At 52.7% G+C, this 25,583-nt stretch carries 31 protein-coding genes and 1 tRNA gene; 20 read left to right on the top strand and 12 right to left on the bottom strand.

The window, feature by feature from the left end; genetic code table 11:
* Window positions 1-96: 96 nt before the first annotated feature.
* Complete coding sequence (locus tag ACKVOS_RS01995) at window positions 97-621, bottom strand: DUF2239 family protein (protein ID WP_409210348.1); 525 nt, start codon at window positions 619-621, stop codon at window positions 97-99.
* Window positions 622-1,203: 582 nt separating this feature from the next.
* Here ACKVOS_RS01995 and ACKVOS_RS01990 point away from each other — a divergent pair.
* Window positions 1,204-1,506 (top strand): hypothetical protein, encoded by a 303-nt coding sequence (locus tag ACKVOS_RS01990; RefSeq protein ID WP_409210347.1) that lies wholly within the window; start codon window positions 1,204-1,206, stop codon window positions 1,504-1,506.
* A gap of 599 nt (window positions 1,507-2,105) precedes the next feature.
* Here ACKVOS_RS01990 and ACKVOS_RS01985 read toward each other — a convergent pair.
* From ACKVOS_RS01985 to ACKVOS_RS01955, 7 genes are all read right to left on the bottom strand, one after another.
* Window positions 2,106-5,135 (bottom strand): NACHT domain-containing protein, encoded by a 3,030-nt coding sequence (locus tag ACKVOS_RS01985; protein ID WP_409210346.1) that lies wholly within the window; start codon window positions 5,133-5,135, stop codon window positions 2,106-2,108.
* Between the two features lie 128 nt (window positions 5,136-5,263).
* Window positions 5,264-5,893, bottom strand: coding sequence for a hypothetical protein (locus ACKVOS_RS01980; RefSeq protein ID WP_409210345.1), 630 nt, complete (start codon window positions 5,891-5,893; stop codon window positions 5,264-5,266).
* Window positions 5,890-6,210, bottom strand: coding sequence for a hypothetical protein (locus ACKVOS_RS01975; RefSeq protein WP_409210344.1), 321 nt, complete (start codon window positions 6,208-6,210; stop codon window positions 5,890-5,892). The genes ACKVOS_RS01980 and ACKVOS_RS01975 overlap by 4 nt, the downstream gene beginning before the upstream one ends.
* Window positions 6,211-6,213: 3 nt before the next feature.
* Complete coding sequence (locus ACKVOS_RS01970; protein WP_409210343.1) at window positions 6,214-6,399, bottom strand: DNA-binding protein; 186 nt, start codon at window positions 6,397-6,399, stop codon at window positions 6,214-6,216.
* A gap of 85 nt (window positions 6,400-6,484) precedes the next feature.
* The gene (locus ACKVOS_RS01965) at window positions 6,485-7,186 is read right to left on the bottom strand and encodes a hypothetical protein (protein ID WP_409210342.1); all 702 of its coding nucleotides are present in this window, start codon (window positions 7,184-7,186) and stop codon (window positions 6,485-6,487) included.
* Window positions 7,183-8,409 carry a tyrosine-type recombinase/integrase gene (locus ACKVOS_RS01960; protein WP_409210341.1) on the bottom strand — a complete coding sequence of 409 codons (1,227 nt, stop codon included), beginning with the start codon at window positions 8,407-8,409 and terminating at the stop codon, window positions 7,183-7,185. Before ACKVOS_RS01960 ends, ACKVOS_RS01965 begins: the two co-directional genes overlap by 4 nt.
* 196 nt (window positions 8,410-8,605) lie before the next feature.
* Window positions 8,606-8,691 (bottom strand) — tRNA-Tyr (locus tag ACKVOS_RS01955).
* Between the two features lie 145 nt (window positions 8,692-8,836).
* Between ACKVOS_RS01955 and rlmB the strand changes: the two genes are divergently transcribed.
* From rlmB to ACKVOS_RS01940, 3 genes are read left to right on the top strand one after another with little or no spacing between them, the layout of a single operon-like run.
* Window positions 8,837-9,595, top strand: a complete 759-nt coding sequence (gene rlmB, locus ACKVOS_RS01950; protein WP_409210340.1) for a 23S rRNA (guanosine(2251)-2'-O)-methyltransferase RlmB — start codon at window positions 8,837-8,839, stop codon at window positions 9,593-9,595.
* 18 nt (window positions 9,596-9,613) lie between these two features.
* On the top strand, window positions 9,614-10,696 hold the full coding sequence (locus ACKVOS_RS01945) for a hypothetical protein (protein ID WP_409210339.1): 1,083 nt from the start codon (window positions 9,614-9,616) through the stop codon (window positions 10,694-10,696).
* Window positions 10,696-11,319, top strand: a complete 624-nt coding sequence (locus tag ACKVOS_RS01940; RefSeq protein WP_409210338.1) for a DNA-3-methyladenine glycosylase family protein — start codon at window positions 10,696-10,698, stop codon at window positions 11,317-11,319. Before ACKVOS_RS01945 ends, ACKVOS_RS01940 begins: the two co-directional genes overlap by 1 nt.
* A gap of 9 nt (window positions 11,320-11,328) precedes the next feature.
* Here the strand turns inward: ACKVOS_RS01940 and ACKVOS_RS01935 are convergent, their stop codons facing one another.
* Complete coding sequence (locus ACKVOS_RS01935) at window positions 11,329-11,838, bottom strand: hypothetical protein (RefSeq protein ID WP_409210337.1); 510 nt, start codon at window positions 11,836-11,838, stop codon at window positions 11,329-11,331.
* A 117-nt stretch (window positions 11,839-11,955) separates the two neighbouring features.
* Between ACKVOS_RS01935 and ACKVOS_RS01930 the strand changes: the two genes are divergently transcribed.
* Window positions 11,956-12,774 carry an SDR family oxidoreductase gene (locus ACKVOS_RS01930; RefSeq protein ID WP_409210336.1) on the top strand — a complete coding sequence of 273 codons (819 nt, stop codon included), beginning with the start codon at window positions 11,956-11,958 and terminating at the stop codon, window positions 12,772-12,774.
* On the opposite strand, the gene ACKVOS_RS01925 is transcribed toward ACKVOS_RS01930, so the two are convergent.
* Window positions 12,764-13,057 (bottom strand): 4a-hydroxytetrahydrobiopterin dehydratase, encoded by a 294-nt coding sequence (locus ACKVOS_RS01925; protein ID WP_409210335.1) that lies wholly within the window; start codon window positions 13,055-13,057, stop codon window positions 12,764-12,766. The two genes, ACKVOS_RS01930 and ACKVOS_RS01925, sit on opposite strands and share 11 nt — an antisense overlap.
* A 49-nt stretch (window positions 13,058-13,106) precedes the next feature.
* Here ACKVOS_RS01925 and ccmA point away from each other — a divergent pair, with 49 nt between their 5' ends.
* Together ccmA and ACKVOS_RS01915 are read left to right on the top strand one after the other, a co-directional pair.
* Window positions 13,107-13,718 carry a heme ABC exporter ATP-binding protein CcmA gene (gene ccmA, locus ACKVOS_RS01920; protein ID WP_409210334.1) on the top strand — a complete coding sequence of 204 codons (612 nt, stop codon included), beginning with the start codon at window positions 13,107-13,109 and terminating at the stop codon, window positions 13,716-13,718.
* Window positions 13,715-14,362, top strand: a complete 648-nt coding sequence (locus ACKVOS_RS01915) for a heme exporter protein CcmB (RefSeq protein WP_409210333.1) — start codon at window positions 13,715-13,717, stop codon at window positions 14,360-14,362. The genes ccmA and ACKVOS_RS01915 overlap by 4 nt, the downstream gene beginning before the upstream one ends.
* Before the next feature lie 18 nt (window positions 14,363-14,380).
* Here the strand turns inward: ACKVOS_RS01915 and ACKVOS_RS01910 are convergent, their stop codons facing one another.
* A complete protein-coding gene (locus ACKVOS_RS01910; protein ID WP_409210332.1) occupies window positions 14,381-15,208 on the bottom strand; it encodes an SDR family NAD(P)-dependent oxidoreductase in 828 nt (275 codons plus the stop codon).
* A 99-nt stretch (window positions 15,209-15,307) separates the two neighbouring features.
* On the opposite strand from ACKVOS_RS01910, the gene ACKVOS_RS01905 reads away from it, so the two are divergent.
* The 13 genes from ACKVOS_RS01905 to ACKVOS_RS01845 all read left to right on the top strand — a co-directional run bounded on the left by ACKVOS_RS01905 (window position 15,308) and on the right by ACKVOS_RS01845 (window position 24,188).
* On the top strand, window positions 15,308-15,883 hold the full coding sequence (locus ACKVOS_RS01905; RefSeq protein ID WP_409210331.1) for a NifU family protein: 576 nt from the start codon (window positions 15,308-15,310) through the stop codon (window positions 15,881-15,883).
* A gap of 30 nt (window positions 15,884-15,913) precedes the next feature.
* The gene (locus ACKVOS_RS01900) at window positions 15,914-16,504 is read left to right on the top strand and encodes a malonic semialdehyde reductase (RefSeq protein ID WP_409210330.1); all 591 of its coding nucleotides are present in this window, start codon (window positions 15,914-15,916) and stop codon (window positions 16,502-16,504) included.
* Window positions 16,505-16,521: 17 nt separating this feature from the next.
* The gene (gene tsaB / locus ACKVOS_RS01895) at window positions 16,522-17,130 is read left to right on the top strand and encodes a tRNA (adenosine(37)-N6)-threonylcarbamoyltransferase complex dimerization subunit type 1 TsaB (RefSeq protein WP_409210329.1); all 609 of its coding nucleotides are present in this window, start codon (window positions 16,522-16,524) and stop codon (window positions 17,128-17,130) included.
* Window positions 17,127-17,582 (top strand): GNAT family N-acetyltransferase, encoded by a 456-nt coding sequence (locus ACKVOS_RS01890; RefSeq protein WP_409210328.1) that lies wholly within the window; start codon window positions 17,127-17,129, stop codon window positions 17,580-17,582. The genes tsaB and ACKVOS_RS01890 overlap by 4 nt, the downstream gene beginning before the upstream one ends.
* Before the next feature lie 75 nt (window positions 17,583-17,657).
* On the top strand, window positions 17,658-18,092 hold the full coding sequence (locus ACKVOS_RS01885; RefSeq protein ID WP_409210327.1) for a MucR family transcriptional regulator: 435 nt from the start codon (window positions 17,658-17,660) through the stop codon (window positions 18,090-18,092).
* A 376-nt stretch (window positions 18,093-18,468) separates the two neighbouring features.
* On the top strand, window positions 18,469-18,891 hold the full coding sequence (locus ACKVOS_RS01880; RefSeq protein WP_409210326.1) for a Fur family transcriptional regulator: 423 nt from the start codon (window positions 18,469-18,471) through the stop codon (window positions 18,889-18,891).
* Window positions 18,863-19,663 carry a lysophospholipid acyltransferase family protein gene (locus ACKVOS_RS01875; RefSeq protein WP_409210325.1) on the top strand — a complete coding sequence of 267 codons (801 nt, stop codon included), beginning with the start codon at window positions 18,863-18,865 and terminating at the stop codon, window positions 19,661-19,663. Before ACKVOS_RS01880 ends, ACKVOS_RS01875 begins: the two co-directional genes overlap by 29 nt.
* 9 nt (window positions 19,664-19,672) lie before the next feature.
* A complete protein-coding gene (miaB, locus tag ACKVOS_RS01870) occupies window positions 19,673-21,013 on the top strand; it encodes a tRNA (N6-isopentenyl adenosine(37)-C2)-methylthiotransferase MiaB (RefSeq protein WP_409210324.1) in 1,341 nt (446 codons plus the stop codon).
* A complete protein-coding gene (locus ACKVOS_RS01865) occupies window positions 21,014-22,006 on the top strand; it encodes a PhoH family protein (RefSeq protein WP_409210323.1) in 993 nt (330 codons plus the stop codon).
* The gene (gene ybeY / locus ACKVOS_RS01860; RefSeq protein WP_409210322.1) at window positions 22,003-22,545 is read left to right on the top strand and encodes an rRNA maturation RNase YbeY; all 543 of its coding nucleotides are present in this window, start codon (window positions 22,003-22,005) and stop codon (window positions 22,543-22,545) included. Before ACKVOS_RS01865 ends, ybeY begins: the two co-directional genes overlap by 4 nt.
* A 32-nt stretch (window positions 22,546-22,577) precedes the next feature.
* On the top strand, window positions 22,578-23,516 hold the full coding sequence (locus ACKVOS_RS01855) for a hemolysin family protein (RefSeq protein WP_409210321.1): 939 nt from the start codon (window positions 22,578-22,580) through the stop codon (window positions 23,514-23,516).
* A 61-nt stretch (window positions 23,517-23,577) separates the two neighbouring features.
* On the top strand, window positions 23,578-23,901 hold the full coding sequence (locus tag ACKVOS_RS01850; protein ID WP_409210320.1) for a type II toxin-antitoxin system RelE/ParE family toxin: 324 nt from the start codon (window positions 23,578-23,580) through the stop codon (window positions 23,899-23,901).
* A complete protein-coding gene (locus ACKVOS_RS01845) occupies window positions 23,898-24,188 on the top strand; it encodes a helix-turn-helix domain-containing protein (RefSeq protein WP_409210319.1) in 291 nt (96 codons plus the stop codon). Before ACKVOS_RS01850 ends, ACKVOS_RS01845 begins: the two co-directional genes overlap by 4 nt.
* A gap of 642 nt (window positions 24,189-24,830) precedes the next feature.
* Here the strand turns inward: ACKVOS_RS01845 and ACKVOS_RS01840 are convergent.
* Entirely contained in the window at window positions 24,831-25,499 is a 669-nt protein-coding gene (locus ACKVOS_RS01840; RefSeq protein WP_409210318.1) for an MOSC domain-containing protein, read from the bottom strand.
* Window positions 25,500-25,583: the final 84 nt, after the last annotated feature.

The following is a 25,583-nucleotide window of genomic DNA, read 5'->3' as shown; positions in this document are numbered from 1 at the left end:
GGCGCTAAAGATGGAAGCTTTCTCAATATCCTAACCAATATCGGTGCTACGCCGTTCATGACACAACATCAAAATAAACCCTGAACGCAGATGGCGTTATGCCCCGTTTCGGAGGCGCCCATCCCCGTCGGAGGTTAGCAGTTTGCGAATATAGCGGCCAAGGTCTTCGGGCCATTGGTCAACGGCTGCGAAAAATTCGTCGTCACGTGCAGAGTAAAGCGCACGAAGCGCCTCTTCATAGCCCGGCATGTCTCCACATGCGGCTTGCATGAAGCGGTAAACGGCGTCCCGGCACTCCCGATCTGTCCGACCTTTGCGGCGTGCGTCCTCAACCAGCCGCCTCAAGACAGCAGATGCACCGCCCGGCTGTTCGGACAGCCACTCCCAATGCCGGGGAAGAAGCGTTACTTCGCGCGCTTGCACACCCAGCTTCGGCCGACCCGCACTGCGCGGTGCGGTGTCCCGATAATCAATGTCGGTGATCCGGCCTGAACCATCTTCAAACACCAGCACTGCGCCATCTTGCTCTAAAAGTTGCTGATTGATGCTTTGTGCTACTTCATCGCGCTCACCTGACGCGATCTGCCTTCCTGCGAGGAATGCGGTAAAACTGGACGCCATATTGTTGCTCCCAACTGAGAAGCGCCGACATTATATCCGGATATAATTATTGTCAATAACATCCGGGTAAAATACTTGCTCTGGCAGACAGTTTTCGGATTTCGAGATATCATCCATCCTCTCTCATTGCCCTCCGGCAGCCTTCAGTTCAGGGGCAAGGGGGAGATCGCGCACCTTACTCCCCTCCCGCTTGCGGGAGGGGCTGGGGGAGGGTGAATCGGAACCGCCCCACGGCGCGCCTGCGGCACGCCGCCCTCCCCCTAACCCCTCCCGCACGCGGGAGGGGGACTTCACTCCCGCCTTAAACATAATCGTCACCCTGAACTTGGTTCAGGGTGACGTTGGTTGGGAGTTCAGGGTGACGGTAAGGGTGCGGGGTTTGGCACTTTACCCCCCTCCCGCATGCGGGAGGGGGATTGGTTCGCGCGAGGGATGGCTCGCCTTCCTTCATTTCACAAATCATGCTAGCGCAAAGTCACGTCAAAAAAGTCGGAGCGTTCAGTCATGCATCCACTTCACATCCAACGCTTGATCGCGCTACCCTACTTCATTCTTGGCGGTTGGTGTTTACTCGCACCGAGAATGGTTGAGCGCCTTACTGTCACTCCAGATTACCAGCATCTCAGTGCAACAAGTGCACTATTCATTGGTTGCTTTGGTGCTCAGGCCATTCTTGGCGGCCTGTTCATTTGGTTCAGCCAATGGCAGCGTAAGACATTTATGGTCTACGCCATCGCGCTTTTACCGTTTTTCTGGTTCAACTATTGGTTTGTTTTTGAAGTGCCGATCTTCAATCGCTGGTTGGCTCTGGATTTTGGAGCAAACGCCGCGATGTTGGCGCTCAGCCTATGGGGATGGAGGCTCATGGGAAGAGTTGAGCCATAACGACCGTCATGTTGTCGTATCCGGAAATTCTGCTTCCGGTGACTTTTCTCACGAATGCTGCCGTAAGTTAATGCACCAATCTATTACAACAATGCAGGGGCAAGCCCGGAATTCCAAAATATAATTTTGGTATTCCAAATAGTTAGATGGTAATTGGTGGCAGGGCTTGAATAGTACTAGTACATCAAGAGTATATAAATAATAGATAATTTATACATGGCCAGTACTACTCCCACATTCCCTCCCTCAGTGCGCTATGGATGAGGCAGATTATTGAGCAAAAGGGGCCCTCTCAATAGCTACCTCGCCCCGGGGGGATGCCTTCGTAGGTGACGCTAAACGGCCAGTCAGCTGCTTATTCGAGCCAGACACCATTATTTATCTAAATGTTCCGTAACGTCATAATTTGAAACTGAATTTAACCTCATCAGCGGTACCAGCCAAATATTTCAGGCAAATCGATGCAGCTACTCGTCGAGTTTACTGAAACGGGATTTAGCCGACCTCATTCATGGCCTTCAATGGTCTCCAACGCACCCTCATAATGCGGTTAGTCATTCCCAGCTTTGCAAAATCCAAGCGAGTTTGCGGTAATCGGATTATTCGTTTACGGCCTCCACGGTGGAGGGATCACCAGCTCGTAAGAAGGCCACTCTCGCAGCTCCCCAATCGTCGAAGATGTTACCACCAGAAATCTGGTCCGCCTTCACGAGCATTTCCAAAAAGTAGTCGTGTGGAATCAACTCTTCTACAATCCACCCTCGCTTAAACTCCTCCCCCGCAGCCCCATACCGAGCGTTTGCTTTTTTTGACCAATAGGATGAGTCGAACTCGAGAACCGTCAAAAACATCGCGAACGCGTCGCGCCAGGTAACTGAATACTTCTTCAACGCTTTAGTACGTGCATGTCCAAAATCCGTTGAGGTTTGATAAGCCCGCCGCACCAGAAATTCGCCCATTTCGGTGGAATTCCTAATCGCCCATACACTTTGAGGAACCGTCGCACGTAGGGGTACGCCGCCATTCATAGCCTTGGCAGCAACCAATGCTACAAACTCCCTACGCTCTTCGTTATCATCTCCCCCCTTTTCCATGAGGTTCTCAAAAACCTGTTCCAATATGAGATGACGGATACCCCCGTATGATTCAGGAGCATGATCTTCCCCACGGAAGAACAACAGCTCTGCCCCATGTTGTTCCCAAAGACGCTCGTAATCGGCAGCATAAGTCAAAAGATAGATTCGGGCTGTATCTACGTCGGAAAGAGCGTCGGCCAAAAACTTGATCCTAAATTTAGGACGAAGTGGTGCTGTCAAGTGACTGAGCGCTGAGTAGTCTGGCAGGGCCCCCATCGGAGCGCCGCCAAAATATCGAAAGTATCCTAAATCTTGAGCTCCCATCAGAAGCCGAGCGAACCGCTTACTTTGGGCGGAACCGGAACCTAGCTTTTTTTCGATATCTGCGTACATTAGTTCGTGAACTAGTGATTTTTTCTTTGATCGAGCGAGAAGCGTCGAATAAACTGCGATGCCAGCAGCGCTCGCTGTGCCGGCTAAGTCGCTTGCGCGGTCCATTATGGCCTGGGAGAAGGTTTCGAACCTGGTCTCTGAGATAGCCAGGTACTCCAACGCTCGCGCTGAAAACACTAGAAGGTTGAATTCCTCGTCCGATGTGCGACCGTTAGTATCCAAAAGGATATGAAGAGCCTCGACCGCTTTTCCCGCTTTCGGTCCGTTACCCGACGCTATCTGTAATGCGAGATGACTTACGACGTCCCATTCGCCTGCAATAATCTTTGGATATAGTGTCTCCAAGAGTCGTCCGACGCTCTCGCTTTCGGATTCAAGGCGTCGGGCCACAAAATATTCGAGAAACGTTCGGTGAGTGAATTTGTAAATGTTCGGACCCACATCGCACATCACCCAGGCACGACCTGTAACAAAAGTCACTAATGCTTTAGCAGCTGATGTCGCTTTTGCCTGATCGCGGTACCAGTCGAAAAAGAATTTTCGAACATGTCCAAGCAACCACTTGTCAGAGACCCCATCTTCGACGTCAGGATCCCCAAATATCTTTACGGCAAGAAAACCAAACAAGTCTAGAAGTTCAAAATCGTCCGGGTACTCGAACAGGATTTCTCGTCGTTGGTCCCATTTCATGAAGAGAAGTTGGGAGCACGCCTGATATATCGCTGGCCGATTATCCGGAACATCACCGCGTTCCATAAAAATATACACCATTAGACCCAATAGAAGCGGGTTCTCGCGCAAATCAGATGCAGTGGCTTCCGTCTGCTTTACAAACGAAATCGCACGGTCCTTTGACTTAGCTCCTGCGCTCGATATAGCTTTAATTAGCTTTTCCGCGTATTTTTGAATTTCGTCCGACTGTAGCTTGGCCAAAAGAAAGACCCCAAATTCGTCAGAAAGTGGGGCGTCGTTATATCCGACAATACGCGATGTAACCAGCGCCGGACAAGCGGCATAGTTATTGATAAACTGCTCAATGTAGGTGGTCATTTGCCGGCGTCGGCTGACCTCCAAAATCTCATCTAATCCGTCAAATAGAAGGATTGCCTTACCAGTTGTCAAAACTTGGATGAGGAACCTCTCAGCAATTTCTCCATCGTTGTCTAGGATGATTTTTATTTCATCGCGAAGATAGTCGAGGACAGTATATCCTGCTGTTGATCGCTGTATTCGATCAAGAGTACGTACCACAATTCGAAGCGGGAGGCGTAAGTCTCGATCGTCGATATGTTTAGGATTACCGAGAACATCGAGGTTTAGGCTACGGGCCATTTCGTAACAAACAAGCTGAGTTAGCGTTGATTTCCCTCCCCCTGGATCGCCTAAAACTACGCCACGATGCAATCCACGCCGGAAATCGCTAAGAGGTATCGTTGCGCTGTCGGGACGTGCCCCCCCTCCTGTAAGAGCGTGGCTACTGACTGGACTAAGTCGCGCCGGTATTACTAGCTTACTGATATTGACCCGGCGCGTTCCCCGGTCGGTTTCAACGGGCAGATCACGGTGTTCAGTTTCAATCGAGCGTGCAACGCGAGACCGTATATCTAAAAATTGTTCGGAAGTTAGAGGCTGGCTTCGCCCTGCTTTATTGAGCGCTTCGGAAATTTCGATAATCTCGTGACGAAGTTCGTCAGAACTCGCTCGGATCACTTCCATCAGCATGGGGTCCGAGGATGCAGTATCAATGCGAGCGCGGATCGCAGCCGAGAGTGCATCGAAGAGCGCCACCATTGTGAATGGCAACGGCGAAAACGTTGTATAAATGCTATCAAAAGCTGGCCTAATAAATTCTGCCGATTTTCCAGCTACAATCGATCCATACAACGCAGAAGGGACAGCGCTGGTTCGAAGCTCTAGAAGAAATCTATCAACTTGATGTGTGTACTCCCCATATTTGTTCCCAAGGACACGAACCAAATCGTCAAATGCGCCGTCAGTTCGCTTTTCCGCGGCAGGAGTACCCGATTTTCCTTCGATTGCGCTTATGATTTCCTGTCTGCGAACATCATGACTGCGCAAAGTTTGTATGGGGCGACGAATTCCTTCAAACATTGCTGATGCGACTAAATTTATCGCTAAGTCGTCTACCCCCGCGGCCATCCTCGTCCCCTGTTTACATCAATCAATAGATTCATTGATTGCACCGCCCGAGAGACGAACGTCAATCGATTTTGTTGTTTCCGTCGGATGCCCTATTGTAGTGCTTGGCGTTCGAATGTTTTCTCCGCCTAAAGGTCAAACTTAGGTCGGTGAAAGAATTTTCGTTCAGTTCCATCCCGATCTTTTTGCAACGTAAAACAGCCGTCCAGAAAGCCGTAATGAACCGCAAAATTTAGTGCGCGCTGAACTTTTTTCGGATAATTTGGCATCTCCTGTAAAGGCAATGAAAACAGCAGACGCGTCGCCAAGAATGGATATTCCAGACTGAATGGCGGAGCAGTGGTTAAAACTAGCCTGCACCAACGCGCGATACGCTCAACCGCATCGCGATCAAATGGGGTTGCTGTTGCCCGATCAAGCCAATTTTGCGCCGACAATAGGCGATCACCGTAAATATTCTTTGGATAGATATCTGAAATCGCTTCCTGAAGGCAAAAGCCCCTAGCGTCAGCTACAGCCACAATATTGTCGTAGCGCACAAACATTTCATCTGGCCCTACCATTTCACGGCACCACAGTGCATAGGCTAGCACATACGGTGAAATTCTTTTACGGGCAATTTCGTTAAGTGCTTTTTGGTGGCATCTTTCGATCTCAAAGCCGTCATCATCGTAATCAAACCCTTCTCCGTCAAAAAGACGTTTCAGCAAATTTGTTGAAATTCGATACTTGGCAGAGAGTATAGTCAGCGATTTCATGACATATTCCCCCTTCGTTTTGCTTGATTGAGGGTGCTTTCCGCTAGATTGAAACGCGTTTTCATTCTTTCGCGCGCGCGCGGGTAACTACTTAATGTAGTAATACCGCTTGGCAGCGGCATGGATTGCCGAATCCTGAAGCTAGAAGCTTCACTGCTGGTGAGTGATTGCACCTCTTGAGGCGGCGGAAAAATATCTGCCAACCGATCTTTCAAGGGAATTTGTTGCTGGATAGCTAGATTGCTGGATCCATTTTTTCTGGCCTTCTCGCAGAAGGAAAACACCGAGGGCGCTAGATGCGCGATTTTTTGAAACATTGCTCACGCCTCCCCGCCACATTCGGTGTCGATGCCAGCCAGCCTCTTCAAGCTGGATATTTTCACAAGCCGCCGCGTCCCGATGCGGACAGTTTCAAGTTGGCCCTCTGAAATCAGCTCACTCAGTTTGGTTTTGCCGATAGCAAGCATTTTGCCCGCTTCGGCCTGAGAACATAGAATAGGTTGCATACCGTTAGTCTCCGTATGTGCCGGAGCAGGATTGTCCGGCCACGAAGGACATCAACAATGAACTTGTTCTGGATAACAGCGAGGGTTAGGCAGAATTTTTAGAAGGTGGGTTAACCCAATCCGAATTTAGCAAAGCCTTGGCCCATTCCAACGGGCGTGCTTTTAGCGTTGCAGTTTTGAGGGCAGCATCAACAAACGCTCGATCTATGGATTTTTTGGGACTCTGAGAAATTCGTTCGCGAAGCTCTTCTAACTCCCTCGCAGAAACCCTTACCGGCCAATCAGAATCATTGATTAACTTTGCTGCTAGCTGAGCGGCGGGCCGAATATACGGGCGCGATTTAGCATTCCGAAAATGCTCAACACAGCATTCCATTACGATGGCTTTTTGTCCGTCAAACGCACGCTGCATGTCAGACACAGGCGGTTTTCCACCTTTTCTTGTCCGACTAGGAGTAAATAACCGACTCGCCGTGCCACGATCCGCATCAACAATTGCCGTTTGCACAGGGATAAGAGGCCAAAGCGCGGCATCGGGTATGCCCTGGCCCTTTAAATACTCGAGTAATGCCTCTGTGGTGGCGTAAACTCCCTCACGTCCGCCGTCGCCTAAACTGAGAAACACTTCCGTGGCGACGGCTAACTGTTTGTGCAATTCGTCGAAGGCAGCGACCCGGCTCGCTGTTTTTGCCTGCCGTTCGAGCAATCCTTTTCTTGGGTGAACGACAATCTCCCCTGTCGGCGGCGAGGGCGTGCGCCCATTTGGAGGCTTCGTACTGCTGTTCACTTGGCGGCTCTAACATTTGCGATCGGCACAACCACCGCGCAACCCGCGTTGCTGGCGCAATAGCGCCCCCAATCAGCCATCAACTTCACACGCGCTCCCGGCTGGGCTGGCGTTCCAAGGTAAGTTGTGCGGCGATAGGCAGCTTGCACCGCATCGGGCGTCTTGTGCGCAAGCGCGGCTTCAACCACGGCGTCCGGATGGCCCTCATTCGCGGCCCAATCGGTTAATGCAGACCGGAAGCCGTGGACGTGATAAGGTTCGCTGGCGTCGCGCAACACCTTCAACAGCGTCATGTCGCTCATCGGGTTTCCGGCAACACCGGGAAAAACAATATCAGTTCCAGCCAACCTTAAAGCTGCCGCTTTTGACAACACCATTAAGGCCTCGTCACATAGCGGAATCATGTGCGCCTTGGCACGCTTCATATGACCGGCTGGAACGGTCCATAGACGAACTTCAAGGTCAAATTCGGACCATGTTGACAGTCGAACCTCTTGCGAGCGCACACCGGTCAGGATTAGCAGTTCCAAAGCGAGCCGCCCGTAGGATGGCTTGCGTTGTAGAGCAGTGATGAACGCAGGCACCGCGATGTAAGGCATGGCTTTGCGGTTTTCGCGCTCTTTGACCTGTCTAGGTAGTCCGCGCCCTGCTTTAAGACTGCCGCTGCCCGATGGCGCTTCAGTTGATCGCCACCCCTTAGCATGGGCATAATCCAGCACCGCGCATATACGATTGCGGACTTGACGCGCCGTTTCCGGAATTTCCTGCCATATCGGCGTTAGCGCCGAAATAATATCGGAAGCGACAATACCACCGGTCGGATAGCTGCCCAATTTAGGAAACGCATAGTTTTCTAAACTAGCCAGCCATTGACGGGCATAAACCTCACTTTTCCAACCAGCCTTGTTTTCCGCATGATAGGTCGTGGCAGCTTCGCGAAATGTAACTTTAGCGGCCTTCTCATCACGGCGCTCCGCCAGAACGTCACGCCGTTCCACCTTCATTGCCGTTCGCACATCCTTCGCTTTATCGCGAGCCTTGGCTAGCGTCAGCAGCTTCGCGCTGCCAAGCCCAATATCTTGCCGCTTCCCATCACGCTGCAACCGGCAAAGCCAATAAGCCCCTCCGCGTTTGTCAACTTTTAGGATCAGCCCGTCGCCGTCGCTATGGCTTCCCGGACTCGATAGCGCGGATTTAAGCGTCAACGCCGTCAATTTGCCCATTGCTCACTCCCACATTTTGACGGCCTTCACCGCAGCAGACGTATGTGGGAGTAAAGGCTCGCTCCCACAATTTACTCCCACACCATAGCGCGATTTCAAGCGGGTAGCAACGATATAGCGCGAACCTGTACGGGCATTTATCCATTGGTAAGCTAAGCTTTTTTCGGAGTCGAGCGAGTTTTTGCGATAAGGAAATTGGTGGACAGGGCTGGATTCGAACCAGCGTACGGAAAACCGGGCAGATTTACAGTCTGCTGCCTTTAACCACTCGGCCACCTGTCCACGTCTTTAGCGGGTCTTGATGTGTAAACATAAGGGCCGGTCCCGCTAAGGAAGCAGCCCAATGGCGAAACGGCACTTGCCTGTCAATGCCTCAAGTGGGAAAGGGGCTGAACTTAACGCTTTTTATTTGGATCGAACCCAGAACATGTCTACCCATAAAAGCCACCGTCGTCGTGGCGCAGCCTCTGTTAGTGGCAATCCCAAATTCTACGGCCGTCATGCCGTCTATGCCGCACTGGACAATCCGGAACGGCGACTCATAAAGCTGTGGGGAACGCGTGACGAGATCGACAAAATCGTCATTCCTGACGGTTTGTCCGTTCAATTTGCCGAGGTCGCCGACCTTGCCCGTTTTGTGCCAAAGGACGCCCCGCACCAGGGATTGGTGCTTGAAGTCGCGCCGCTCGAAGATGTGTGGCTAACCGATGCCCTTGCGGTGGACGAGGATGACAAGCGGCCTTTGCTTATTTTGGATCAGGTCACCGACCCCCATAATGTCGGCGCAATTTTCCGCACCGCGGCGGCGTTCAATGCGGTCGCCGTGATAACCCAGGACCGGCACGCACCCCCCGAATCGGGCGCATTGGCAAAAGCGGCATCGGGCGGGATTGAAATTACACCTTGGGTGCGAGTTGTTAACCTTGCCCGTGCGTTGGAAGAAATTGCCGAAGCCGGATATTGGCGCATCGGCCTTTCCGGCCACGCGACCGCAACGCTTGACCAAGCGTTGACGCCGGGTCGCAATGCGTTGGTTCTGGGCGCTGAAGGCGACGGTATGAGGCAAAATATCGAGGAACATTGCGACCAACTGGCAAAACTGCCAATCAGTGAGCAGATGGAGTCGCTTAATGTGTCAAACGCCGCTGCGATTGCTCTTTACGCAGCTACGGTGCGCCTGGGATAAAAGCGAAGGGGAATCGCGATGGGAAATAAACTGGCTCAAAATGTGACGAAAGCTGCGATTTCGGCGATCGCTTTTTTCGCCCTCAGCGGCTGCCTGATTCTCCCGGGGGAATTTGCCTCATCGATGACCGTGCGCGAAAACGGCGATTTCAGTTTTTCCTATAAGGGGCAAATACAGCTCGTCGGGCTCGCCAATTTGCTGAATGAAGATTTGCTCGGGAATAAGGGCAGCACGGAATTCAAAGCGATATGCTGGAACGACGCGATCGAACCTGCAGAAGAGAATAGCGAGACGATGAAAACCGAGGTTGAGCGGGACGATGTTGCTGTGTTGGGCAACTCAACATTCGCTCTCTTGCCTTCAACCCATTGGCGGTCCGTTGCGTCCGGATTTCAAGATTCCGCTACCCCGCAAGCAAATGGCCCTATTGAAGAAACCATGGATACCGCCGCCGCCGCCCAAAGCTGGAACAGCAGCGAACGCGAATGTACACCCGACGAAGTCAAGCAACAGAAATCCGCTTGGGACATAGAGCAAACCGAAAAAAAGAAGCGTGATGAACAAGGCCGCAAGATGGCTGAAATGATGTTGGGCGGGATTGATCCTCAAAACCCGGAAACCGTCAAAAGATTTACCCGCGAAGTCGAACGGCTTGCCGCGTGGCATAAGGTTGAACATCTCGGCAACGGCGTATTCATGGTCGACTATAGCACCAGCGGAAAACTGGCGGATGACTATGCCTTTCCCGTTATTCCGCGCTATGCCCTTGGTGAACCGATGATCCATATTACCCGTTGGGACAATGGTCGCCTCAGGGTTGAAGCCCCGGCATTTCGCTCCGATCCAGAAATGTCGTTGAGTTCCATCATCGGCATGGGAACAATGGCGAGCGGCCTGTTTGGCAAAAGCGGCGCCGATAAAATGCCCGCAGAACCCATTGCAATCAAAGGGCGCTTCACGTTGACCACCGATGCGCGTATCCTTGCCAACAACAGCGAGGATGGCCCCGAGGAAGCGGACGGAGGAATGCAAACCCTGAGCTGGGACATTGGACCAGCTTTATACGGAGCACCCATGGCCTTGTTGAAGCTTGCACGATAATGGGAATATCTGCATCCAAACTGAAAGCATCTCTCGATGCTCTCGCCATAATTGAACCGCGCTTTGCCGATGCAATTGAAGCAACCGGTTATCCCGAAGCGCGCATTCGCGAACCGGGCTATACCACTTTGCTTCGCACTATTGTGGGCCAGCAAGTGAGTGTCGCGGCGGCGGCCTCGGTTTGGAACAAGCTTGAATTGTTGCTCGGTGAAGGATGCTCTGCCCAAAAGTTGATTGAACAGGATTTCGACGCCCTACGAAGTTGCGGTTTAAGCCGGCAGAAACAGGGCTATGCACGGTCGTTGGCCGAATTGGTGTTATCGGGCGAACTTCCGCTTGAAACGCTGCCTTCGGATGACGAGGACGCCATATCTTATTTGACGAAAGTCAAAGGTATAGGCCGCTGGTCGGCAGAGATTTATTTGCTGTTTGCAGAAGGTCGGGTCGATATATGGCCAGCTGGCGACCTTGCCGTTCAAGAGGGTGTTGGTCGTCTGTTAAAGCTCGATGCCAGACCTTCTGAAAAAGAAATCCGCACACTGGCCGAAAAATGGCGCCCCCATCGCGGTGCTGCCGCAATATTCACCTGGCACATCTACGCCAAAGGCTTTCAAGCGATTTAGGGTCAGGACCTACAGCTTCAACCCGGGATTGAGCTTCATCATTTCGAGGATGAAGCTCTTGGGCTTTTTGAACAGCTTGCTCCGCCGGTTGACGTTCAACCCGAGTAACGCCGCGGCTTCCATCGCAAAATGGACGCAATTGCGCTTATTCAGGCTATAGCTGTTCCCGGGAATGTTCCGCCATTTAACAACCATAGCCACCAATTTCGCATATTCGCTATCCGACAGACGCACCGAAAAATGCGGGTTGCTGCTTGCAATATATTTTTGATCCTTGGTTTCGACCATGCCCTTGACCGAACCCATCAAAATTGCAGGCGATACGCTGACGGCGGTAAACCCATAATTGGTATCCACCTGCTCACCGGTCGAATCAACCCTGCCCTTCAGCTTCACGAACGCGTGCGGGAAATGGTCGCCAAAATCATGGCTATAGAAAGTTGCGATAACCTCCGCCTTGGCTGCGACCGGGTTCAGGCTGGCAAAAAGAACGAAAAGCAGGGGGAAAATGCGAAACATATCTACTCCTTAAGTGCGCCGGATTTATCCAGCCTTTATGGCGACGGCAAGAAACTGTTGACGCGAACGTCAAATTGATGTCGCTGACAATAGTGTAAACGGGAGAGAGTCGACGATATGGCTGAACAACAGAAAAGCATTTTTATCACCGGAGCCGCATCCGGTCTGGGCCGCGAAGTTGCTCGATATTTTGCCAATATCGGCTGGTTTGTCGGTCTCGCTGACGTGAATATGGCAGGACTTGCCGAAACCGAAAAATTGCTGCCCCCCGGTATGTCGTCTTCCCATAAGCTCGATGTCACGGATCGCGCGCAATGGAAAAAGGCAGTTGCTGATTTCGCCAAGCACACCGGCGGCCAAATGACTGTTTTGTTCAACAACGCCGGAATCGGGACCGGCGGCCCGATTCAGAATATGACCGACGAAGAGATCGACAGGATGATCGCAATCAACCTGACCGGCGTTATCAGCGGCACGCGCGCTTGCTTTGATTTATTGAAGAATACGCCCGACGCATGCGTACTATACACCAGCTCTGCAGCCGGCATTTACGGGTCAGCAGGCCTGAGTGTATACAGCGCAACCAAATTCGCCGTGCGCGGTCTTGCCGAAGCACATGACATCGAATGGCGGCATTTGGGCATTAAATCACGCAGCCTGATGCCCGGATTTATCGATACAAATATAATCGGTGCGGTTGATGCGGGCAGTAATATGTCCGGCAAAGACAAGCTCCAGTCCGCCGGTATCGAAGTCAGCCCAGTTTCCATCATCGGCCCGGCGGCCTGGAACGCAATTCATGGCGACAAGGTGCATACGACCGTCAACAAGATGGCCAAGCAACTGGCTTTTTCCGCACGATGGTTTCCGGGCCGGCTCAGAAAGTCATTGGGGCTGATGGAGGGGATCGGGGATATTGTCCAACCTAAGACGTAATCTGATCAATCAGAGCGGCCATTGAAATATCCCGTTGGGACAGCCCACCGGCGTCGTGGGTTGTCAGAAGAATTTCAACACGGTTATAGACGTTAAACCATTCCGGATGATGGTCGGCTTTTTCGGCCAAAATAGCAACGCGCGCCATGAAACCGAACGCCTCGGCAAAATCTGAAAACAGCAACTCTCTGCGGATTCCCTTGGAATCTGCATCATAGGTCCATTTGGGCAAGTGGCTTAGCGCCGCAGTCCTTTCAGTATCATCCAGACTTCGCAGTGCCATTATATCATCCCGGTTTTGCAATTCGTATAATTCATGCCTATGTCGGCGCATGACTTCCCGTCAAGCCCACCTGTCATCCCTCCATCTTAAAAATGTAGCGGTCTTTCGCGGCAACCGGTTTGTGCTGAATGCGATAAATCTCGCCGCAGGGGACGGCGATATTGTGTGGATCAGAGGTGCTAACGGGTGCGGTAAATCTACATTATTGCGGACGATCGCAGGTCTTTTGGATGTTCATTCAGGGTCGGTTGATATCTTGGGGACTGTGGCTTTATCCGACGAAAATCTCGCCCTTGAATCCAACCTACCGCTTTCCAAAGCACTGCAATTTTGGGCGTTTCTTGACAATGCAACGCCGCAAGACTGTGTTGAGTCAATGACCGCAATGGACATAATATCCTTATCAGAAGTGCCGGTCCGTTATTTATCGACTGGCCAGCGGAAGCGTGCCGGGCTGGCGCGGATATTGGCGTCGAAAGCATCGATTTGGTTGCTCGACGAGCCGTATAACGGATTGGATAGCGCAAGCAGTGCACATTTGGATGCGGCCATTGTCAAACATTCGAACGCAGGCGGTGTCACATTACTCGCCGCGCATCAGTCACCTTCTATCAACGTATCACAAAGCGTAGTGCTTGACCGTCCGGTGCATGCGGCGTGAAAAAATTTGTGGAATTGGTCGTTCGTGAAATCCGGCTTGCATGGATAGGGGGCGGCATATGGTTGCCTGTTATCTTTTACCTCGCGGTTGCAACGCTTTTCCCTTTTGTCACAGGCCCCGACAAGGCTTTGCTCGCACGCACCGGCGGCGGTATTTTGTGGATCGCCGCGTTGCTTTCAACGCTCTTACCTGTTGAGCGGTTGATTTTGCCTGATCGTCAAAGCGGGGTTTTGGATCAATTGTACATTCGTGGCTGGTCCGATGAATTGATAGCTGTGGTCAAAATTGTCGGCCAATGGGTCGCGTTTGCGGTTCCCCTGTTATTGGCCACGATCATAGCGTCAGCATTGATAGGCTTGCCTGAATCAAAGCTGCAGACGTTGCTCATCGGGCTTGCTTTTGCCTTGCCTGCGCTATCAGGGCTAGCCGTCACGATTTCAGCTCTCACCGCAGGGTTAAACGGGGCGAGCGCATTAGGTGGGTTGTTGCTTATTCCTTTGGCAATACCGATACTCATTTTTGGAGCAGGTACATTGTCGGATGACCCGGGCAATGCCATGCAGCTCCTTGCGGCGACCGCCGTCGCTATAGCCGCACTGTCACCTTTCGCGGCCGGTGCAGCGCTTAGAGCCGGACGCAATTAAACATCCATTAGATCAATTCTAAGGCTGCGCTGCCAGCTTTTGGGCATAGCCGCCGGCGACCATAGCCTCGACCATATCGAAGAGCTTTTCCGGGTCATGGGCACGCAACACCGGAATGCTGGCCTCCATTCCCTCGGCAATTACGATTTCCCGTTTGCCATCTGCCACCGCATCCCAAATGGTGCGCGCAACAACAGCAGGATCAATGCCATTGTCGATTGCGGCGTCGCTACTGCCCCGAACAGATCCGTCGGCGTTCAACGCGTTGCGCGAGACATTGGTCCGAACTGAACCGGGCGCGACGACAAGCACGCCTATCCCCTGCCCGGCAATCTCACTTCTCAATGCATCACTATATCCTATTAAGCCATGCTTTGCGGCACAATAAGCCGTCCGCAAAGGCACCCCGGCCTTGCCGGCGACGCTGGATATCATCACGAGTTGGCCAGACCTGCGTTCAACCAGATGCGGCAAAAGCGCCTGTGTTAACGCAATAGGGGCAAGCAGATCGATCGCAACAATCCTATTGTAGACCGAAAAATCAGTATCGATTGCCAATGAACGCTGAGAAATTCCGGCATTGTTGACGAGCACGTCGACCGAACCGCGAAACGCCACTGCCGTTGCCGCCATTTCGGCAAGCACATCGAAATCCTGGGTGTCGAATGGCAAGATAAGGCATCGTTCGGGCGCACCCGTTTCACGCACGACACGCTCTAACTCCGGTATTTGCCGACCAGATAATATTGCCGCGCCGCCATCGGCGACAAAAGCTTTTACCAAAGCTTCGCCAATGCCGGATGAAGCACCCGTAACCCAAACCGTTTTCCCGCTTTGATCGACCATGTCTTTCCTCCGAAAACTCGCACTGGGGATGACAGTTGCTTGCCCCCTGTCAAGCAAAACTCGCTTGCACTTTCGCGCACCTCGCACCACATACGCATCATGCTGATAGAAACCGAACTGACCCCAAACCCCGCCACCATCAAATTCCTTCCCGGCCAAATCGTGATGGAAAACGGCACCCGCGATTTTGCCGATCCCGAAGAGGCCGCCGCATCGCCCTTGGCCGAAGCGCTTTTTGGCCTTGGGGATGTCACCGGCGTTTTCTTCGGACGCGAATTTATTTCGGTGACCGCCGCGCCGGGCGTGGAATGGGCAGCCCTAAAACCGGATGTTCTGGGTATGTTGCTCGATCATTTCAGCGCCAACATGCCGCTGTTTCATGCCGCAGCCGCCGGATTTTCAGTGCCTGCCGCGAACGCAGATTATCCTCTCGATGACCCGGCCGACGAAGATATCGTTGTGCAGATCAAAGAACTGATCGAAACCCGCGTCCGTCCGGCGGTGGCCAATGACGGTGGGGACATCGTGTATCGTGGTTTTCAAAAAGGCGTCGTATATTTGCAAATGCAAGGTGCGTGTTCGGGATGCCCTTCTTCGTCTGCAACCTTGAAAAATGGAATCGAACAGCTTTTGAAACATTATGTTCCAGAAGTCACCGAAGTCCGCGCCGCCTGATTTTCCAGAATATTGAAAGATACACGGTCAATGAACATGCCCTTGAACGACGCCGCTTTAGACCAATTGTTCCGGACCGCACGGACCTATAACGGATATCTGGACACGCCAGTCAGCGAAGCGCAGCTTGAAGCGATTTGGGATCTTTTGAAATTTGGACCAACTTCGGCCAATTGCCTGCCGGCACGCATTATGTGGTGCGTAAGCCAAGACGCCAAGGAAAAACTGGCGGCTCTTGCAATGCCTGCCAATGGCGCAAAGATACTGAAAGCGCCGGTGACCGCTATTATAGGAATGGATATGGCGTTTTATGAACAGCTTCCCGATCTGTTCCCCCATACTGACGCGCGCAGTTGGTTTGTCGGTAATGACCAGTTGATCGAAAAAACCGCCTTTCGAAATTCAAGCTTGCAAGGCGCCTATTTCATAATGGCCGCACGTGCGCTTGGACTTGATACAGGTGCCATGTCGGGTTTCAGCAATGATGCCGTCGATGCAGCGTTTTTCGCCGGAACCACGGTCAAATCAAACTTCATTTCAACCCTGGGATATGGTGATCCAGCCAGTATTTTTGAACGTAGCCCGCGCCCGGATTTCGATCGTTTCAATACAATTGCTTGAACAGTTAGCCTGACTGCATGCGAACATTAGTCATCGACACCGCGACGAAAGCCTGCTCCGTCGCGCTTTACCGAGACGCCATTGTTGAAAGCGCAAGTTTCGAAGTGATTGGCCGCGGACACGCCGAGCGACTTTTACCGCTGATCGCGGCATTACCGGAACGCGGACGCGCGGACCAGATTTTGGTCGATATAGGCCCCGGCAGTTTTACAGGAATACGGATTGGAGTTGCGGCAGCAAAGGCTTTGGGTCTTGCATGGGATATCCCGGTGCACGGTTATTCCTGTCTATCGTTGGTCGCAGGCATGACTTTGGAAAAATACCCCGACGCTCCTGCGGTCGATATTGTTATGACGGGTGGTCACGGGGAATATTTTACCAGTAGCTTTGATTCAGGCTGCAAAGCCACTTCACCTACTGTTTCGATAAAGCCCGAAGCCATCACTGCGATGTGCCATGCCGAATATATCGGTGGCGATTTTGACCCCGGGATCGATGAAAAAACCTGGGTCGATATGTTACCCGATGCCAAAAAATGGCACTTGATACGGCAGTTGCCAAATCTTCCCCCTTCCCCGTCATATGGCCGCGCTCCTGATGCCAAACCTGTTTTGGTGGTGACATGATTGAAATTGTCGAAGGCGACGCAACCGATATAGCGAAGATCATGCCAATAATGGGTGATGCATTCGACCCCGCGTTTGGCGAGGCATGGTCAGCCGCACAGTGCCTGTCCGCTTTAGCAATGCCCGATTGCCGGTTGTTAATCGCGAAATCCAAGGACGAAGTTTTGGGATTTTCAATAAGCCGATGGGTGTTGGATACCGAAGAACTGCTGATGATCGGCGTCGTTAAAGATCGTCAAAGACAAAAAATCGGAAGCTCTTTATTATATGAAACGATAAAAAACGCGACCACAGGAAATAGAACGCAATTATTTCTCGAATGCCGAGAAGGAAATAAGGCAATTGATTTTTACAGTAACATTGGTTTTCAACCAATCGGTCGCAGAAAAAAATACTATAGCAGCGATGACGGCAACCGACCTGATGCAATTACAATGTCTTACATTATATAGTATTATTGACTTGATTTGACATCATCTATAATTCCACGTTTGCTAGAAAACAAAATGGGGTCATGGAGAAATTAGATGTCACAAGAAAGTATCGATGCAGCAGAATTGCTGATCACTTTAACTGCCGATATTGTTGCTGCACATGTAAGTAATAACAGTGTTGCAGTTTCGGATGTTCCGACCTTGATCGGAAATGTTCATGCCGCTTTAGCAGGTCTTTCAACCGAAGTTGTTGTCGTCGAAGCTGCGTTAGAACCGGCCGTGCCTATTCGCACGTCGATCAAGAAAGATTATATCATTTGCCTTGAAGACGGCAAGAAACTCAAAATGCTGAAACGTCACCTTATGACGCATTATGGCATGACTCCTGATGATTATCGGGCAAAATGGGGACTTGCCGCCGATTATCCGATGGTCGCACCTGCATATGCCGAACAACGCCGCGTGTTGGCGAAGGCGATTGGCCTGGGGCGGGCACCGGGATCCGGACGCAAAAAGAAAATTAAATAATATTTTAGCTATCCGGAACGATGCGCTAGCCATCGGAGGTAGAATTAGGCCGTGAACTCATAAATATCGTCGTCGAGGTTTGAGGCCATTTTGTTCAGGGCAAGGAAGGAAGCCGACGGGATATAGATATATCTCAAGGCTTTCTGACGCAGCCATGGGCAAAATGGGTCAAATCCTTCGGACGTCAAAATGGCTTCGATCTCGAACCAAAATGCGCTTGCCGGTAGAATGACTATCGGCGGCGCGCATTTTGCTCCGATATCTTTGCCATTTTGACGCCTCGACGACGATATTTATGAGTTCACGGCCTAAGGCCGAGTATATGCTCGGCCTTTTTCTTTGACGAATCGCGGGGCCGCACTAAACATCACATCCAATGGAAACCAAAATCGACATTGAGGCCTTGTGCCAGGAACGCGGCCTTCGCATTACAGATCAACGCCGCGTTATTGCGCGCGTTATTTCGGATGCGGTTGACCACCCCGATGTCGAAGAACTGTATAAGCGTTCATCCGCGATTGACCCGAAAATTTCGATTGCGACGGTGTACAGAACGGTCCGCTTGTTTGAGGAAGCCGGCATATTGGACCGCCATGATTTTGGCGACGGACGCGCCCGGTACGAAGCATCGCCCGAGGCGCATCACGACCATTTGATCGACGTTGAAACTGGCAAAGTTGTGGAATTTGTCGACCCCGAGCTGGAGGCGCTTCAAAAAATAATTGCCGAACGCCTTGGCTATCGCTTGGTTGACCACCGGATGGAGTTATATGGCGTCGCCATCGACCGTAAAGATTGAACGGCGCACGCCCGCTGCATTTATTGCGGGCCAGTTGATGTTCCTTTGCCGCTTGCTTTTGATGACCGGCAGCCTGTTTGTGGCGCTTATATTGCATAATATTTGGCGGTTATTTCGGCAAGATTCTCCTTGGCCGCGGCTTTTTCTGCTCTCGATCAGTTGGACCAGCGGCATTGCTACGGCGACCTCGGGCACGCGCATCCGCAGGAATGTCTTTTACGCGGCGAACCATCATAGCTGGATCGATATTCCCGTTATGTCCGGTGTTACCGGCTGCACCTTTGTCGCCAATGACGGTATTGAAGGCTGGCCACTCATCGGATGGCTATGCAAGATCAACAATACAATATTCGTCAGCCGCGAAAACCGGCTGGACGTCAGCAATCAGGTAAATGAATTACGCGAAGCCATGACAAGTGACCAGCCGGTGACGATTTTCCCGGAGGGTACAACACACGATGGCACGGGCCTTTTGCCGTTCAAGCCCTCATTATTCGCGGCGCTGGTCCCCCCGCCCCCCGGCATGTGGGTGCAGCCGGTTTACATAAGCTATGGACGTCACACCCACAGAATCGCCTGGGTTGGTGACGAAAAAGTCACCGACAATTTCTGGCGACTGTTGTCATATCTGAAACCCATAACTGCAACTCTGCATTTTCTCGATCCTTTTGATCCTGTGCATTATCCCGACAGGAAGGCCATTTCGGCCGAGGTACGCCGGCGCATCGGTTCGGCGATGGAGGCTGGCGGTGGCCCGTCGCGCTATGTATAGGCGCTCGCCATGAGCAAGAATTTACCCAAAACATACACAATTAAAAATTACGGCTGCCAGATGAACGTTTATGATGGCGAACGGATGGCCGAGCTTTTTGATGCCCAGGGCATGACCCCCGCGGACGACAAGAATGACGCGGATATTGTTGTCCTTAACACCTGCCATATCAGGGAAAAAGCGGCGGAAAAGGTGTATTCGGAAATCGGGCGGCTGGGCAAGACCAGTCGAAATCCCGGTGGCCCGATGATTGCGGTCGCCGGATGCGTTGCGCAGGCGGAAGGCTCCGAAATCAGTCGGCGCGCACCAACCGTCGACATTGTGGTCGGTCCGCAAGCTTATCATAACTTACCACAGATGATTGCCGATGTCGCCGATGGCAAACGCGCCGTAGACTTGGATTTACCCGGGCTCGATAAATTTTCACAGCTCCCACAAAAGCGCAAAACCGGAGCTTCGGCGTTTTTAACCGTGCAAGAAGGCTGCGACAAATTTTGCACCTACTGCGTTGTTCCCTATACCCGCGGGGCGGAAGTTTCCCGAAGCTGGAACGCCCTTATCGATGAAGCAAAGGCCCTTATTGACGGGGGTGCGAAAGAAATCACATTGCTTGGGCAAAATGTGAATGCATGGACGGGCGAAGATGACACTGGCCGGGCGCAGGGCCTCGACGGCCTGATACGTGCCCTTGATCGCCTGAATGGCCTTAACCGCATTCGCTATATGACCAGCCACCCCAATGATATGACCGAAGGCCTGATCGCCGCGCATGGTGACGTGGAATCGCTGATGCCTTTTCTGCATCTGCCGGTTCAATCCGGTTCAGATCGAATATTGAAGGCGATGAACAGAAGCCACAGCCGTGACAGCTATCTGAAAATCCTTGATCGTGCGCGCACGGTGCGTCCCGACATCGCCCTTTCCGGCGATTTTATCGTTGGATTTCCGGGCGAGAGCGATGCAGATTTTGCCGATACCCTAAGCCTCGTGCGTGCGGTTGGCTACGCGCAGGCATTTTCATTCAAATATAGCCCGCGGCCCGGTACTCCTGCTGCTGATATGGACGCTCAAATTTCAACAGACATAATGGACGACAGGCTGCAGCAGCTTCAATCGCAGCTTGTTGCCGATCAATCTGCATTTAATAGCAAATCGCTCGGACAAACATGTGAAGTGTTGCTCGAAAGACCCGGAAAATTCGGCAACCAGCTAATTGGTAAATCGCCCTGGATGCAATCGGTGCATGTGCTTGCACCTGACCTGACAATCGGTGATATTGTCGAAGTAGAGATTACCGATTCTGGACCATTGAGTTTGAAAGGTGAACCGACAATGAGAGCAGCGGCCTGAATGGCAAAAAGAGCGCAAGCGCAAGCTGGTGATATGTCGCGGCTCGAGATGAGCTTTGACAAACCACATCTTATCAACTCTGTTTTCGGTGAATTCGACCGGAATTTGGTGACAATCGAGAATCGGCTTGGGGTCTATATCTCCGCGCGCGGCAATCGCGTTCAGATCGAAGGCGAAGCAGGCGCGACCGCAAGGGCTCGGGATATCCTCAATGATATCTATTCAAGGGTCCTTCGTGGCGAGAATATTGATGCCGAGGCTGTGCAATCAATCATCGCAATGACCGCCGAGCCCACATTGGAAGGCATCGTCCGCAAAGAAGTCTCGGATGCGCCCGGCATCATGATCCGCACCCGCAAGAAAACGCTGGTCCCGCGCTCGGCCAATCAGGTGCCCTATATGGAGGCACTAGCCCGTGACGAAATAATATTTGCGCTTGGACCGGCGGGTACCGGTAAAACCTATCTTGCGGTCGCACAGGCCGTGGCGATGCTGATAACCGGAGCGGTCCAGCGGCTTGTTCTTTCGCGTCCCGCGGTTGAAGCAGGCGAACGACTTGGGTTTCTGCCGGGCGACATGAAGGAGAAAGTCGATCCCTATCTCCGCCCGATTTACGATGCCCTGTATGACTGCCTTCCCGCCGAGCAAGTGGAACGGCGGATAGCATCCGGTGAAATCGAAATCGCACCTATTGCGTTCATGCGCGGACGTACATTGGCAGATGCTTTTATCATTCTGGACGAAGCCCAAAATACCACCGCCGCGCAGATGAAGATGTTTTTGACCCGATTTGGCATGAACAGCCGCATGGTCATATGCGGCGATCCCCATCAAGTTGACATCCCGGGCGGCGAACGCATGTCCGGCCTGAACGATGCAGTGCAGCGGCTGGAGGGTGTGGATGGCATTCAAACTATCCGCTTCAACAGCAGCGACGTTGTCCGCCATCCGTTGGTAGGACGCATCGTCGATGCGTATGAGGGCCGCGAATGATTGATGTCGAATTGGACATCGGCCTTGATTGGCGCAGCAGCGGGTTCGGACAAGTTGAAGTTGAAAAGGCGGTGGATGCGGCGGTGAAGTTTGCCGGGTTGCCGGGCCTTGCCGATTCCCCATCGCCGATCGAGGTTAGCATCAAGCTGTCGGACAATGACGAGGTCCACGCCCTTAATCGCGAATGGCGCGATAAGGATAAGGCGACCAATGTCTTGAGCTTTCCCACGTTGGATGACGATGAATTGAATTCTCTCCGTCACCCTGAACTCGTTTTACCTTCGGTGAAACAAGTTCAGGGTGACGTGCCGGAGATGGAGTTACTATTGGGTGACATCATCTTGGCTTATGGCGTTTGCGAGGCCGAAGCCGCCGAAAAGAACATCCCCATTACCGACCATGCCACACATTTGGTCATCCATGGTATGCTACATTTGCTCGGCCACGACCATATCGACGATGACGAAGCAGAGGCGATGGAAGCTTTGGAAGTAAAAGCGCTTGCATCGATAGGCCTCGGCAATCCATATAGCGAATAATCTACGGCAATAAGAGGTACCGATTTTCCCCAATGTCAGAGGGTGACAGTTTTAACGGTGTAAAGACCGCAACGGACGACGATAGCGACGGACGAATATGGCAGCGGCTGAGGACTATGTTTTTCGGCCGCCATCACGAACCGACCTTACGCGAACAGCTTGAAGTAGCCATTGCCGAGCATGAAGAAGACAGCGAGGAAAGCCGCCAGTCCGATCAGGACGGCGACCTGACCGCAGTCGAGCGCACAATGCTGCGCAACCTGCTGCATTTCAGCGAGCATCGCGTCGATGACGTCATGGTGCCACGCAGCGATATCATCGCCATCGACGAAAGCGCAAGCTTTGCCGAATGCGTCGCATCGTTCGCCGAACACGGCCACAGCCGCCTGCCCGTATATCGCGACACGCTCGACGCAATAACGGGCATGATCCATATCAAGGATATTTTCGCCGTGCTGGCCGAGGGTCGGGAAACCCCAGACAGCCTCGAAGCTTTCATCCGCCAGCCGCGCTTTGTCCCGCAAAATATGAGCGTGCTCGCATTGCTTGACGAAATGCGCCGCACACGCACCCACCTTGCCATCGTACTGGACGAATATTCTGGCACCGAAGGCCTTGTCACCATCGAGGATCTGGTCGAGGAAATCGTCGGCGAGATCGAGGACGAACATGACGAGGAACCCGAGGCCCTGTTCGCGCAACTAAGCCCCGAAATGTGGGAAGCCGACGCGCGCGCCGAACTCGATGACTTGGCAGAAGCCATCGACCCAAAACTGGCGCTGATTGACGAAGATGTCGATACTTTGGGCGGGCTGGCGTTCGTGATTGCCGGGCAAGTGCCGAATATCGGGCAGATGCTGCTCCACGAAGCCAGCGGCTGGCGGTTGGAAATACTCGAAGCAGACGAGAAGCGGGTGACGAAAATAAGGCTGTTCGCGCCAGTGCCGGATTTGGATGAAGAGGGGGAGTGAGGAGTTGGGGGAACCAGAATCTTCCATTGCCAAACTGTATCAGTTCTGATACAGTTCACCCATGAAGCCAATTGCTTTTTTGGGTGACAGTCTTAGATGTTTGCGGGATTTCCCCGAGAACGCTCGCTCAACGGCTGGTTTCCAGTTGCGTGAAGTTCAAAAGGGTAACGATCCCGCCGACTGGAAGCCGATGAAGACAATCGGCTCTGGCGTTCGCGAAATCAGGATTAGGGAGGCATCGGGTGCCTTCAGGATCATCTATCTCGCGTCGTTCAAGGAACAGGTTGTCGTTCTGCACGCCTTTCAGAAGAAGACTCAGAAGACATTGCAAAAGGATATCGATTTGGCGGCAACCCGCCTTAAATTATGGAAAGGACAAATATGATGGCCATTGAAGTCCAGACATTTGGCGACGTGTTCGATGCCATATCCGACACCCCGGCAGAGGCCGCAAATTTGAAGGCACGTGCCGACCTGCTGTCGGCGGTAAAGGCGCAGGTGGAATCGTGGAAGGTCGCGCAAGGTGCGGCGGCAACGCGGTTGGGCATTACCCGTCCGCGCCTCAATGACTTGTTGCAAGGCAAGCTCGAAAAATTCTCGCTCGATGCGCTGGTCAATCTTGCAGCGGCATCGGGACTGGTGCTGGAAATGAAGTTTGCTGCCGCGGCTTGAATTCCGGGGACACTTGCTAACTAGCTCCTCAGCCCAGTTCCAGATTTGTAAAAGAGGCGGAGAGGGAGTGAGGGTTTGCGCGCCGCCTCAGGCTTCGTTCTCGACAACTTGCCGTCCGATGGGCCGTCCCGTTCGCGGTCTGCCTCGCGATAAATGCGCCGACCTCTCTCCCCCTCCTGTCTCTTTTACCCCTACCCACCTTCTCGGAAAAGCGCGTCCTGTTTCGTTTAAGGCCTCACGACCCTTGCAATGTAGGATTTGATTTGAGATTGTCGGCGTGAGCGGCCTGCAGAGGCTCGATTGGCTCTTTCTCACTGTCCGATTTTGCCTTTAGCTGACGGCAGGGGATTGTCCCAAGCGCAGCGCTGTGGACTGTCCCCGGGATGCCACACACAGGTGTTTTGGAAACCCGGTTCCAGATTTGCAAAAGAGGCGGAGAGGGAGAGAGGGTTTGCGCGCCGCCTCAGGCTTCGTTCTCGACAACTCGCCGTCCGACGGGCCGTCCCGTTCGCGGTCTGCCTCGCGATAAATGCGCCGCGCCCTCTCCCCCTCCTGTCTCTTTTACCCCTGCCCACCTTTTTTAGAAAAGCACTTCACGTGTCAACTTAGTGTCAACTTAGACGCTTTTTGAAGGTTTTCGTCCTACCCAGCCAGCTTCGCCGCCCTCGCCCGCCAGTTTTCGGCGAGTGTTTCAAGTTCGGCCAGCGCCTTTAATTCCGCCGTTGCACCCTCCCCCCGATGGCCGCCGCCGATCAGCAGTTTGAACACCCGAGCTATCGTCCAGTCATGGCCGGACTGTTCGGCCTGCTCGATCCGGTCCCCCGGCGCGACCTCGCCTTCTTCGATAACTCGAAAGTAACCGCCGCAGCGGCCGGTTTTGATAACCGCGCCCGTCAAGCCATGCACGCCAAAATGATGGTCGATTTTCCAGCAAGGCTGCCGCCCTTGCGCGACCTCGACCAGTGCGTCGCCAATACGGAAACGGTCGCCGATGCGCACTTTGTCCTCGGTCAGGCCCGATGCGCTGATATTCTCACCAAAGGCTCCGGCGGCATCAAGGAGCGGATGCGATATGCCTTCACCTGCAAAATGCGCTATCCATTTTGGGTAATGTTCCGCAGGATAGAAATGCACCGCTTTGTCAGCGCCGCCATGCACCGTTGGGTCCGCGACCTGATCCCCATCAAAACCAAGCATTCGCAGCATAACTGGTCGGTCCACAGGCTCGCGCGCCATCGCGCTCATTGTGCCATCGGCGCGGAACGGCTTTGGACCGCCGATTAGGAGGCTGTCTAAACGGGTTATAATCATAATGCTCCCCTTACCCGTTCGTGTCGAGTGAAGTCGAGACACGTATTCCTTCCATTCTCATTGGCAATCCGCACTCCCCTGTCT

Source organism: Sphingorhabdus sp. (genome assembly GCF_046154385.1).
Lineage (GTDB): Bacteria > Pseudomonadota > Alphaproteobacteria > Sphingomonadales > Sphingomonadaceae > Sphingorhabdus_B.
This window is presented reverse-complemented; position numbering and strand designations above follow the sequence as displayed.

Coding starts and splice junctions, on each gene's coding strand:
- ACKVOS_RS01995 (WP_409210348.1), bottom strand. CDS start 621: ATGGCGTCCAGTTTTACCGCATTCCTCGCAGGAAGGCAGATCGCGTCA.
- ACKVOS_RS01990 (WP_409210347.1), top strand. CDS start 1,204: ATGGTTGAGCGCCTTACTGTCACTCCAGATTACCAGCATCTCAGTGCA.
- ACKVOS_RS01985 (WP_409210346.1), bottom strand. CDS start 5,135: ATGGCCGCGGGGGTAGACGACTTAGCGATAAATTTAGTCGCATCAGCA.
- ACKVOS_RS01980 (WP_409210345.1), bottom strand. CDS start 5,893: ATGAAATCGCTGACTATACTCTCTGCCAAGTATCGAATTTCAACAAAT.
- ACKVOS_RS01975 (WP_409210344.1), bottom strand. CDS start 6,210: ATGTTTCAAAAAATCGCGCATCTAGCGCCCTCGGTGTTTTCCTTCTGC.
- ACKVOS_RS01970 (WP_409210343.1), bottom strand. CDS start 6,399: ATGCAACCTATTCTATGTTCTCAGGCCGAAGCGGGCAAAATGCTTGCT.
- ACKVOS_RS01960 (WP_409210341.1), bottom strand. CDS start 8,409: ATGGGCAAATTGACGGCGTTGACGCTTAAATCCGCGCTATCGAGTCCG.
- rlmB (WP_409210340.1), top strand. CDS start 8,837: ATGTCTACCCATAAAAGCCACCGTCGTCGTGGCGCAGCCTCTGTTAGT.
- ACKVOS_RS01945 (WP_409210339.1), top strand. CDS start 9,614: ATGGGAAATAAACTGGCTCAAAATGTGACGAAAGCTGCGATTTCGGCG.
- ACKVOS_RS01940 (WP_409210338.1), top strand. CDS start 10,696: ATGGGAATATCTGCATCCAAACTGAAAGCATCTCTCGATGCTCTCGCC.
- ACKVOS_RS01935 (WP_409210337.1), bottom strand. CDS start 11,838: ATGTTTCGCATTTTCCCCCTGCTTTTCGTTCTTTTTGCCAGCCTGAAC.
- ACKVOS_RS01930 (WP_409210336.1), top strand. CDS start 11,956: ATGGCTGAACAACAGAAAAGCATTTTTATCACCGGAGCCGCATCCGGT.
- ACKVOS_RS01925 (WP_409210335.1), bottom strand. CDS start 13,057: ATGGCACTGCGAAGTCTGGATGATACTGAAAGGACTGCGGCGCTAAGC.
- ccmA (WP_409210334.1), top strand. CDS start 13,107: ATGACTTCCCGTCAAGCCCACCTGTCATCCCTCCATCTTAAAAATGTA.
- ACKVOS_RS01910 (WP_409210332.1), bottom strand. CDS start 15,208: ATGGTCGATCAAAGCGGGAAAACGGTTTGGGTTACGGGTGCTTCATCC.
- ACKVOS_RS01905 (WP_409210331.1), top strand. CDS start 15,308: ATGCTGATAGAAACCGAACTGACCCCAAACCCCGCCACCATCAAATTC.
- ACKVOS_RS01900 (WP_409210330.1), top strand. CDS start 15,914: ATGAACATGCCCTTGAACGACGCCGCTTTAGACCAATTGTTCCGGACC.
- tsaB (WP_409210329.1), top strand. CDS start 16,522: ATGCGAACATTAGTCATCGACACCGCGACGAAAGCCTGCTCCGTCGCG.
- ACKVOS_RS01890 (WP_409210328.1), top strand. CDS start 17,127: ATGATTGAAATTGTCGAAGGCGACGCAACCGATATAGCGAAGATCATG.
- ACKVOS_RS01885 (WP_409210327.1), top strand. CDS start 17,658: ATGTCACAAGAAAGTATCGATGCAGCAGAATTGCTGATCACTTTAACT.
- ACKVOS_RS01880 (WP_409210326.1), top strand. CDS start 18,469: ATGGAAACCAAAATCGACATTGAGGCCTTGTGCCAGGAACGCGGCCTT.
- ACKVOS_RS01875 (WP_409210325.1), top strand. CDS start 18,863: ATGGCGTCGCCATCGACCGTAAAGATTGAACGGCGCACGCCCGCTGCA.
- miaB (WP_409210324.1), top strand. CDS start 19,673: ATGAGCAAGAATTTACCCAAAACATACACAATTAAAAATTACGGCTGC.
- ACKVOS_RS01865 (WP_409210323.1), top strand. CDS start 21,014: ATGGCAAAAAGAGCGCAAGCGCAAGCTGGTGATATGTCGCGGCTCGAG.
- ybeY (WP_409210322.1), top strand. CDS start 22,003: ATGATTGATGTCGAATTGGACATCGGCCTTGATTGGCGCAGCAGCGGG.
- ACKVOS_RS01855 (WP_409210321.1), top strand. CDS start 22,578: ATGTCAGAGGGTGACAGTTTTAACGGTGTAAAGACCGCAACGGACGAC.
- ACKVOS_RS01850 (WP_409210320.1), top strand. CDS start 23,578: ATGAAGCCAATTGCTTTTTTGGGTGACAGTCTTAGATGTTTGCGGGAT.
- ACKVOS_RS01845 (WP_409210319.1), top strand. CDS start 23,898: ATGATGGCCATTGAAGTCCAGACATTTGGCGACGTGTTCGATGCCATA.
- ACKVOS_RS01840 (WP_409210318.1), bottom strand. CDS start 25,499: ATGATTATAACCCGTTTAGACAGCCTCCTAATCGGCGGTCCAAAGCCG.